The organism is Actinomadura sp. HBU206391, assembly GCF_014323665.1.
Taxonomy (GTDB): domain Bacteria; phylum Actinomycetota; class Actinomycetes; order Streptosporangiales; family Streptosporangiaceae; genus Actinomadura_C.
The window spans coordinates 1-9,538 of sequence record NZ_JABVEB010000204.1; the positions used below are offsets into that span (position 1 = coordinate 1).

The window sequence follows — 9,538 nt, forward strand, 5'->3', positions numbered from 1 at the left end:
GAAACCAACCGGACCCCCTCCGGGGCGAAGCTCCTACTTTACCAGAGCTATTCCTTCAGTCAAATTTCCCGGACGAACCGAGACCCAACCGAAGTCCAACTCTAGCCCACCGAAGATCTCGTCTAGCACGCACAAGCGAACCTGACAAAGTCGAAGGTGGTTTCCCGTCCGGGGCCGGCCGCCTTTCGGCGTCCCGCTCCCCCGTGGGGCATCTAGAACATTAGGTCCAATGTGGATCAACGTCAAATCGGCGTCGGTGCCACGCCCCAGAGGGCGCGGACTGCGCACCTCTACTTGACCCTCATGGCTTCATACCCGTGCTCGGGCTCCGGGAAACCTCACGGCCCCGGCCGTATCGATGCCGGCCGCCGGGGGGAGACCCAGTCCGACCACCCCCGACCACCCCGATCTGGCCCGCAGCCTCCAGGCCCATCTGACGTCCGCCGCGCATGTGTCAAGTCGCCTCACTCTCGACGGCAACGTGATCGCTGTCGAGTGGGTGGGTAGCTGAACACTAGAGCGAGGGTCGGTCCTCGCAGAGCGCCGTCTGGACGGCGGCCTTCGTGTCGTGGTCCTGCGCGTCCGAACCGCCCGGATAGAGGTTCACCATGACCGTCGCCTGCCTGCCGTCGACCGTCGCGCCGCCTAGCGTCTGATATCCGAGGATGCCGCCGTCATGTCCCCAGTACAGGCCGCCGCAGGGCAGCGGGTCGCTCTCCAGGCCGAGGCCGTAGGCGCTGCCGCCGGGGCTGCCGGTCGGCCGGGTCCTCATCATGTCCCGTAGTTGGGCCGGGCGCAGCAGGCTGCCGCGTACGAGCGCGCCAAGGAACCGGTTGAGATCGGTGCCGCTGGAGATCATCGAGCCGGACGGGCCTGCGACCGAGGGGTTGATCGCGGTGAAGTCCATGAGCGGCGCGTCCTGGCCCGGCCGTGCATACCCGCGCGGGTGCGGTCCGGGGATCGCCGAGGTGTCACCAGGCACGTACGTCTGGCGCAGCCTGAGCGGCTTGATAATGCGCCGGCGGATCTCCTGGCCGTAGGTGTGGCCGGTCACCTTTTCGATGAGCATTCCGGCCAGCAGGTAACCGGTGTTGGAGTAGCTCCAGCCGGTGCCCGGTTTGAAGGTCGGAGGGTGGGCGAGCGCGATGTTCACCAGGTCGCGGGTGTCGTGGTGGGCGAGCGGATCCTTGAGGACTTCCTGCAGGCTGAGGTAGTTGAGGTAGTCGGGGATGCCGCTGGTGTGCTGGAGCAACTGGCGGACGGTGATCGCCAGGCCGTCGTTGCCGTGCCCACGAACGACGCCGGGCAGATAGTGCTCCACCGGTGCGTCCAGGACGACGCGGCGCTCTCCCACCAGCTGGAGCACGGTCGTCGCCACGAACATCTTGGTCATGCTGCCGATCCGGAAGCTGCTGTCACCGCGCATCGGCGCGCGGCTCGTCACGTCCGCGACGCCGCTGGTCAGCACCGCATCGCCGCGCCGGTCGCGTACCCGGATCAGCGCTCCGGGCCCACCATCGACTGTGGTCAGCCGATGCATGACCTCGTGCAGCCCGTCGTGGTCTGCGGTGCCGGTGGAGGCCGTCGCGGCCGATCCGGCTGCGAGCGGCGCAACCGCCACCGCCAGGGCAAGTACGCCGCTCAACGCACGCTGATGCTTGATCACGTGTGCTCCCTTGATCGTGAGAGCCATCACGCTAGCGATCATGGTTTTCGACGCACGTCATCCACGAGAGCCACCGGCCGCCTCACCCCAAAGATGCACGCGACCGATCACCGCGCCGCGCCGTCGTCCACGGGCGGGCTGCGGCTGGGCGCGTGATCGGGCCGGCCCGGCCTCGGCTGCGCTTTCCGGCTGAGCCGCACCGTATGCGCGTACCCGGTGAACATTGGGTGGTCAGCGCACTAGAGACCTGAGATCGCCGATCCCGCGCCCGCACGCCTCCACATGAACCTGGGACCGAATTGTCACAGTTGTTCCCCTTGTGTGCAGTGATCTTGCGCGGATAGACACCAGGTGAAATCCCCCCATGTGGAGGCATCGTGGCAATACGTCACTCGTATCCAGTCCTCGGCGTGGCCCTCGTGGCCACGCTCATGAGTCCCGTGACGCCCGCGTCGGCCGACCCCGAGAGCCGTCGCAAACCACCCGTACAACGCGAGTTCGGCAACGGCGCGGACCGTAACTCCCTCGCCGCGCCCACGCTCAAGCGCGACCGCGGCGCCGACCACACCCGGTTCCCGTGGGCCAGGACCCGCGGCTATCCGCGGCAGCAGAAACTCCCTGTGCCGGCGGAGAATCCGGCCGACGCGTCCATCAAGCTCGGCCTCACGCCCTACCACTCCCTCGCCCCCAAGCTCAACGAGCTACAGCGCAACAGCGACCGGATCAGCGTCGAGATCATCGGCCGCAGCCACCAGGGCCGCGATCTCTACCTCGTGACCGTGACCGAACCCGAGAGCTCCGCCGCCGCCAAGCAGCAGGCGTCGATGCGCGCCGAGATCGAGGACGACGCGGCACGCGCGGCGCGCAATCCACTGATCAGGCACCGCTACAAGGCTCCGGTCTTCATCAACAACAACATCCACGGCAACGAGTGGGAGGGCACCGACGCCGCCCTCCGTACGATCGAGAAGCTGGCCACCGCCAAGGACGCGGGCACCAGGAAGCTGCTCGGTCAGAGCAGGCTTTACTTCAACCTCACCGCCAACCCCGACGGCCGGGTGGGCAACACCCGGGCCAACGGCGCCGGCTTCGACATGAACCGGGACTTCATCACCGGCTCCCAGCCCGAGGTCCGCGGCATGCGGCAGGTGATGATCGACACCCAGCCCGTGGTCATGCTCGACCTGCACGGCTACGTCAACGGCACGCTCATCGAGCCGACCACCCCGCCGCACGGGCAGAACTACGAGTACGACCTGTTCATCAAGAACGCCTACGCCAACGGGCTCGGCATGGAGGCCGCAGTGAAGGCGCTCGGGTACACCCCGGAGAAGGACGGGGTGCAGCCGCCGCAGATCCCCTTCCGTGACTGGACCGAGGGCTGGGACGACTGGCCTCCGATCTTCACCCCGCAGTACGCGCCGTTCCACGGCGCGGTGGCGTCGCACACCATCGAGATCCCGATGCGGGTCAACAACGCCGACTACACCAATCAGCCGGCCGCGGAGCTACAGCGCCGATCGCGGATCAATGTGGACGTCGCCGCGGCCGCGATGAACTCGACGATCTCGTTCGTACAGCAGCGCCGTGAATCGCTCATCGCCGACCAGATCGAGGTGTTCCGCCGCGGCGCCGCCGGCGAGCCCTCGCGCGCCACCCCGCTCGGCACGGTGCCGGGGTTCGGGCCTGAGGACGTCTACACGACGAGGTTCCCGCGCGCATACGTCATCCCCACGGGCGGCCCGCAGCGTTCGGCCACCGCCGCCGCGCGCCTGGTCGACCATCTGATCGCCAACGATGTACGGGTGGAGCGGGCGACCAAGGCGTTCACGCTCAACGGACGCGGCTACGCCGCCGGGTCGTACGTCGTCGACATGCACCAGCCCAAGCGCGGCATCGCCAACGTCATCCTTGAGCCGGGCGCCGACATCAGTTCCAAGGTCGACGCGATGTACGACATCTCCGGCTGGAGCCTCGCCCACCTGTGGGGCGCCACCGTCGACACGGCCGACTCCGGCGACCTGCGGCGGGTGCCGGCCAAGCCGATCTCCGTCGCGGCGCCCACCGGGTCGGTCGCGCCCTCCGGTGACTTGTCGCTGCGGCTCGACGACGCCAAGGAGGTCACGGCCCTCAACGCGCTACTGGCCGACGGCGTCAAGGCGAAATGGGCCGCCGACGGCAGCGTGGTGGTCCCGGCCTCCGCCCGGGCCGCCGCGCGGACGATGGCCGACCGCTACGGAGTGCGATTCACCCGGGCGACCGCACCGGGCACCACGCCGCTGCGCACGCTGACGATCGCCGCGGCCGGCAGCAGTGACGACCTCTACTCGCTGCAGGAGATGGGCTTCACGGTCAAGACCATCTCGACCGCCACGCTCAACGCCGGCTTCGACTGGTCGGGTGTGGACGTGCTGTACGTCGCCAGCGGCCTGAACCACGGGCAGCTGGGCGAGGCCGCCCGGGCCGGGCTGAACGAGTTCCTCGCCAGGGGCGGGGTGGTGACGCGAGGCGCGACCGGTGCGGCCTTCAACACCGCCGCCGGTCTGCTCACCGCGACTCCCGTGGCCGGGCGCGGCGACGCGAACGGCACCGTGGCGGTGACCAACGCGAGCGGTCCGATCACGAACGGCGCACCGCCGTACTCCTTCGTGTACTCGCCCCGCTGGTTCACCGGGCTCGGCCCCGAGGTGACCGTTGAGCAGCGGTACGCCGGCCAGGGGCCGCTCATCGCCGGTCACTGGCGGGCGAATCCCGACGGCGGCGGTGGCCCGGACGCGGCCGTGGGCCAGCCCACGATCGTGCGGGGCGTCGACGAGCGCGGCGCCGCCGTCGTGCTGTTCGGCACCGAACCACTGTTCCGCAACCACCCGAAGGGACTGTTCGCCGAGGTCGCCCGGTCGCTGCACTGGACGGCCGTGACCGCGGGCGAGCGGCAGAACGCCCGGTGACCGGCGGTTCGACCATCCGCTGACACGCGGCGGCGGTCCGCCGTCCGCCGCGATGGTCTCGTCCGATGTACGGCTCCGGCCCCAGAGCGACTCACGCTCTGGGGCCGGAGCCGTTCCGCGTTCGATCGCCTCCCGTCGTGCTCTGGTGCACCGAGGCGGCCCTAGGGCGTTACGATCTTGCAAAACGGGAGCATCGCGGCAGAGCAGACAAATAGCGTGTTCCTCGGGTGACCCGGGAGTGCCCCGAGGGCTTGCGTTCCGGGCGACCATCGCCGGCTCGGCCCGACCGCGAGGGCGGGCGCCCAGTGCGGTGGCCCAGTGCGGTGACCGAGTGCGGTGGTCCAGCGGTGGTCGAAACCCTCCAAGCCCAGCAGCAGCTGAGGCAGAGCGCAGAAGGAGTTGGGTGACGGTGTGGTGCGGTATCGAGCCGCCTGAGGTCGACCGACGGAGCGCCTTCGGCGGCTCCCGCAGGGCCGGTGCCGAACGGAACTCCAGGACGACCCATGCCTGAGCCGACGGACTGGGGACGCGTCATTCTCGCGGCCGTCGTCGCGGTGACGATCGTGGCGTTCGGCGTCGCGCTGCGGATCGTCCTGGGCCGACTGACGCGGCGGGCCGAGCACACCCGATGGGCCTGGGACGACCTCGGCTCCAGGTTGCTGCGCGACCTGGCGGTCACCGGTGCCGCCTCGGCCGGCATCTGGATCGCCGTCCTGATCCTGGACCTTCGCCAGGGTCTGCGCGACGTGATCGCCCAGACCCTGATCGCTCTGATCATCCTGGCCGTCTCACTGGCGGCCGCGCGGCTCGCCGCCGGGATCGTCTCGTCGGTGACGCTGGCCAGAACGGGTGTCGCGAAGTCGGTCACCATCTTCGCCAACATCACCCGCGTGATCGTCATCAGCGTCGGCACCCTGGTGCTGCTGCAGAGCCTCGGCGTGTCCATCACGCCCCTGCTCACCGCGCTCGGCGTCGGCGGTCTCGCGGTGGCGCTCGCACTGCAGGACACGCTGGCCAACCTCTTCGCCGGGGTGCACATCCTCGCCTCCAAGAAGGTGGAGCAGGGCGACTACGTGCGGCTGGACAACGGCCAAGAGGGCAACATCGTCGACATCAACTGGCGTAACACGACGATCCGGCTGCTCTCCGACAATCTGCTCATCGTCCCGAACGCCCGCTTCGCCGACGCCATCGTCACGAACTACCACCGGCCGGCGCGGGACATGTCCGTGCTGGTGCAGGTCGGGGTGGGTTACGACAGCGATCTGGAGCATGTGGAGCGCGTGACCATCGAGGTCGCCGGGCAGGTGATGTCCCAGGTCGAGGGCGGCGTGACCGATCACACGCCGCTCGTGCGATTCCATACCTTCGACGACTCGAGCATCCGGTTCACCGTCATCCTGCGCACCCGCGAGTTCACCGACCAGTACGTCGTCGTGCACGAGTTCATCAAGCGGCTGCACCAGCGCTACCGCGCCGAGGACATCCAGCTCCCGTTCCCGATGCGCCACGTCGTCTTCGACGACGCGAAGCGCTGACGGCGGGCTCAGCCCCGCGAATCGATGAGCCTGTCGACGCCGTCGAGCACCCGCTCGAGGCCGAACCGGAACTCGCTGTCGCCGAACTCGTCCTCGTCGTCCTCGAGAGCGCCCGAGGCGATGCCGACCGTGAGCGCCGGGAAGCGCTCGGGGTCGATCAACTTCGCGAGCGTGCGACCGTAGGCCGTCATCACGTCCTGGACGGTGGAGCCGGACTTCACCGCGGCCTCGTGGATGTCGGTCGTCTGGGTCGCGGAGTTCCTGACGAAGCCGGTGACCAGCAGCATCACTGAGAGCTTCTCGCTCTCGGCGAGCCCGGTGCCGCCCAGGATGCGGAGCCCCCGCTCCAGCCACATGATCGCGTTGGGCGTGAGCGGCGGACCGCTGATGGGGATGCGCAGGATCCACGGGTGCCTGCGCAGGAGCGCCAGTTCGGTCCATGCCCATGTCGACAGTGCGTCCCGCCACCTTTCGCCGGCCGCCTGCGCGGCCGGAGGTAGCCCGTACGCCGCGTCGACCATGAGCGTGAGCAGCTCGTCCTTGGCGGAGACGTACCGGTAGAGCGACATCGTGGAGACGCCGAGGTCGGCGGCGACCCGGCTCATGGAGACGGCCCCGATCCCATCGGCGTCCGCGACCTTGACACCGGCCTCGACGATCCGCTCCAGGCTCAGGCCCGGCTTGGGTCCCTTGCCCGGGCGCTCACGCACGCCCCACGCGGCCGCGATGCTCGCGGGCAGCCGAGTGCCGTCACTGTCGTCCGTCATCGCCTCCGCCTTCGTCGCGCCGCCGTCATTCGGCCTTGACCATCATCGTAGGACTGTGTATAGCCTACGCAGTAGTGCGTATGGCATACACAATAGAGTGTAGGGCCTACGCAGAAGAGTTGACCGAGCGCGCTTCAGTGGCACGGACCAGGGCGCGGACCCGAGGCGAGGACGACATGAGCGATCTGAGGACCGATGACCGAGCCAGGGCGGGGCGCAGGGAATGGATCGGCCTGGCCGTGCTCTTCCTGCCATGCCTGCTCATCTCGATGGACATCAGCGTGCTGTTCTTCGCGCTGCCGTTCATCAGTGCGGAGCTGGAGCCGACCGGCACCCAGCAGCTGTGGATCATGGACATCTACGGATTCGTGCTGGCCGGCATGCTCATCACGATGGGCGCCCTCGGCGACCGCATCGGCCGCAGGCGACTGCTGATGCTCGGTGCCACCGCTTTCAGCGTGGCGTCGGTGATCGCCGCATACTCCACGAGCGCCGAGATGCTGATCATCACGCGGGCCCTGCTCGGCCTGGCCGGCGCGACCCTGATGCCGTCGACCCTCGCGCTCATCCGCAACATGTTCCACGACCCGCAGGAGCGCAAGACCGCCATCGCGATCTGGACCGGCGCCATCACCGGAGGAACGATCGTCGGCCCGATCGTGGGCGGATTCCTGCTGGAGCACTTCTGGTGGGGTTCGGCGTTTCTGATCAACGTGCCCGCCATGGCACTGCTCCTGGCCCTCGCGCCGGTCCTGCTGCCGGAGTTCCGCGCCCCGAGGACCGGCGGATTCGACGTTCTCGGCGCGGCCCTCTCGTTGACCGCGGTGCTCCCCGTCATCTACGGGATCAAGCGGATGGCGGTCGACGGTGTCGAACCGCTCCCCGCGGCGAGCGTCATGGCCGGTCTGCTGATCGGCGTCGCGTTCGTCCACCGGCAGCGGACCCGGGCCAACCCGCTCATCGACATCGGGCTGTTCCGGCACCGCGCCTTCAGCGGGTCGATTCTGATCAACGTGATCGGCATGTTCTGCCTCACCGGCTATGCCCTGTTCACCACGCAGTACCTGCAGCTCGTACTGGGCATGCGCCCGTTCACCGCTGCGCTGTGGTCACTGGCCGCGTCGCCGGCCATCATGGTGGCGGTCGGCGTGGCGGCGGTGCTCGGCAGGTCCGTACGCCCGGCCTTCGTCATCTGTGGCGGGCTGCTGGTGAGCACGGCCGGATTCATCCTGCTGAGCCAGGTGCGGGTGGACTCGCCGCTGGCGGTCGTACTCATCGCGGCCGGAGTGCTGGTCTCGGGCATCATCGTGGCGAGCACGCTGACCGCCGACATGATCCTCACCGCCGCCCCGCCAGAGCGGGCCGGCTCCGCCTCGGCGCTCTCCGAGACGGGCAGTGAACTCGGCGGCGCCCTCGGCATGGCGATCCTCGGCAGTATCGGTGCCGCCGTCTACCACCACCGTATGGCCGACGTGATGTCGCCCGGCACGTCCCCCGAGGCGCTCCACGCCGCCCGCGAGACCCTCGGAGGCGCGAACGCCGTCGCCGCACAGCTGCCCGGAAACGCGAGCGACGCCCTGCTGGACGCGGGTCGCCACGCCTTCACCCAGGGCATGAGCGTCGCGTCCATGGCCGGCGCGGTCCTGATGGCCGCCACCGCCGTGGTGGCGCTGGTCCTACTGCGCCGCGTACAGGCGGTTCAGACAGACCAGACAGAGCAGACGGCCCAGGCCGCGGACCGCGAGCTCGTCCACGGCCCTGCCGAGAACTGACCGATCGCGGCACGGGACGAGTGGCGTGTCCAGAACGCCGAACCGGCCCGGGCGTGACCCGCCCGGGCCGGTTCTGCGCGACAATACGAGCATGTGCCGCAGTATCAAGACCCTCCGTCCGCCCGTCACCGACGACGTCACCGACGAGGACGTCCGTGCCGCCGCGCTTCAGTACGTACGAAAGATCTCCGGGTTCCGCGCCCCGGCGGCGCACAATGCAGAGGCCTTCGATCGGGCCGTGGCCGCCGTCGCCGAGGCGACGGCGACACTTCTCACGACGATCGAGGTACGAGGCCGGGCTTCTTAGGCCCGGCGTCCTCCTTCGCTCAGGCGGGAACGATGTTCTCCGCCTGGGGACCCTTCTGGCCCTGGGTGATGTCGAACTGGACCTTCTGACCTTCCTGAAGCTCGCGATAACCCTCGGCGGCGATGTTCGAGTAATGGGCGAAGACGTCGGGGCCGCCGCCGTCCTGCTCGATGAAGCCAAAGCCCTTTTCCGAGTTGAACCACTTGACGGTGCCTGTAGCCATGTCTGTCTGTCTCCTTCAGGGGGGTGGCGAGGCTCGCACCTTACGAGTCCTCGCATCGGCCGAGACGACCCGGCCGATCCGACCCTGCTAAACAAAAACGCGCCTGAGGTGGGGACCAGCAGGCGCATTCATGATCAAGCAGCTAATCCAACTATAGCAGAGGCGGTTACCGGCGAGAGGGCACGGACTCACTCTGAGTAATGGTTCGTGACAGGCCGAGGGGCCTGCTCCAGGGCGCGGATCCGACGGCCCTTCCGGCCGGTCGTCTACCCTTTGACCCATGGCTGGACTGCTGCGCAGGACGATGCTGTCGCTCG

7 protein-coding genes are annotated in these 9,538 nt (G+C 68.7%); 4 read left to right on the forward strand and 3 right to left on the reverse strand.

What is annotated here, in order from left to right; genetic code table 11:
• Positions 1–514 precede the first annotated feature (514 nt).
• On the reverse strand, positions 515–1,666 hold the full coding sequence (locus HKK72_RS30985) for a serine hydrolase domain-containing protein (RefSeq protein WP_187237988.1): 1,152 nt from the start codon (positions 1,664–1,666) through the stop codon (positions 515–517).
• Positions 1,667–2,043: 377 nt separating this feature from the next.
• Here HKK72_RS30985 and HKK72_RS30990 point away from each other — a divergent pair, with 377 nt between their 5' ends.
• A complete protein-coding gene (locus tag HKK72_RS30990; protein ID WP_315987539.1) occupies positions 2,044–4,614 on the forward strand; it encodes a M14 family zinc carboxypeptidase in 2,571 nt (856 codons plus the stop codon).
• A gap of 503 nt (positions 4,615–5,117) precedes the next feature.
• The gene (locus tag HKK72_RS30995) at positions 5,118–6,152 is read left to right on the forward strand and encodes a mechanosensitive ion channel family protein (RefSeq protein WP_187237989.1); all 1,035 of its coding nucleotides are present in this window, start codon (positions 5,118–5,120) and stop codon (positions 6,150–6,152) included.
• Between the two features lie 8 nt (positions 6,153–6,160).
• Here HKK72_RS30995 and HKK72_RS31000 read toward each other — a convergent pair whose 3' ends face one another.
• Positions 6,161–6,919 (reverse strand): TetR/AcrR family transcriptional regulator, encoded by a 759-nt coding sequence (locus HKK72_RS31000; protein WP_187237990.1) that lies wholly within the window; start codon positions 6,917–6,919, stop codon positions 6,161–6,163.
• Positions 6,920–7,095: 176 nt separating this feature from the next.
• Between HKK72_RS31000 and HKK72_RS31005 the strand changes: the two genes are divergently transcribed.
• A complete protein-coding gene (locus tag HKK72_RS31005) occupies positions 7,096–8,691 on the forward strand; it encodes an MFS transporter (protein ID WP_187237991.1) in 1,596 nt (531 codons plus the stop codon).
• 91 nt (positions 8,692–8,782) lie between these two features.
• The gene (locus HKK72_RS31010) at positions 8,783–8,998 is read left to right on the forward strand and encodes a DUF2277 domain-containing protein (RefSeq protein WP_187237992.1); all 216 of its coding nucleotides are present in this window, start codon (positions 8,783–8,785) and stop codon (positions 8,996–8,998) included.
• Between the two features lie 19 nt (positions 8,999–9,017).
• Here HKK72_RS31010 and HKK72_RS31015 read toward each other — a convergent pair whose 3' ends face one another.
• Positions 9,018–9,221, reverse strand: coding sequence for a cold-shock protein (locus HKK72_RS31015; protein ID WP_187237993.1), 204 nt, complete (start codon positions 9,219–9,221; stop codon positions 9,018–9,020).
• Between the last annotated feature and the right edge of the window lie 317 nt (positions 9,222–9,538).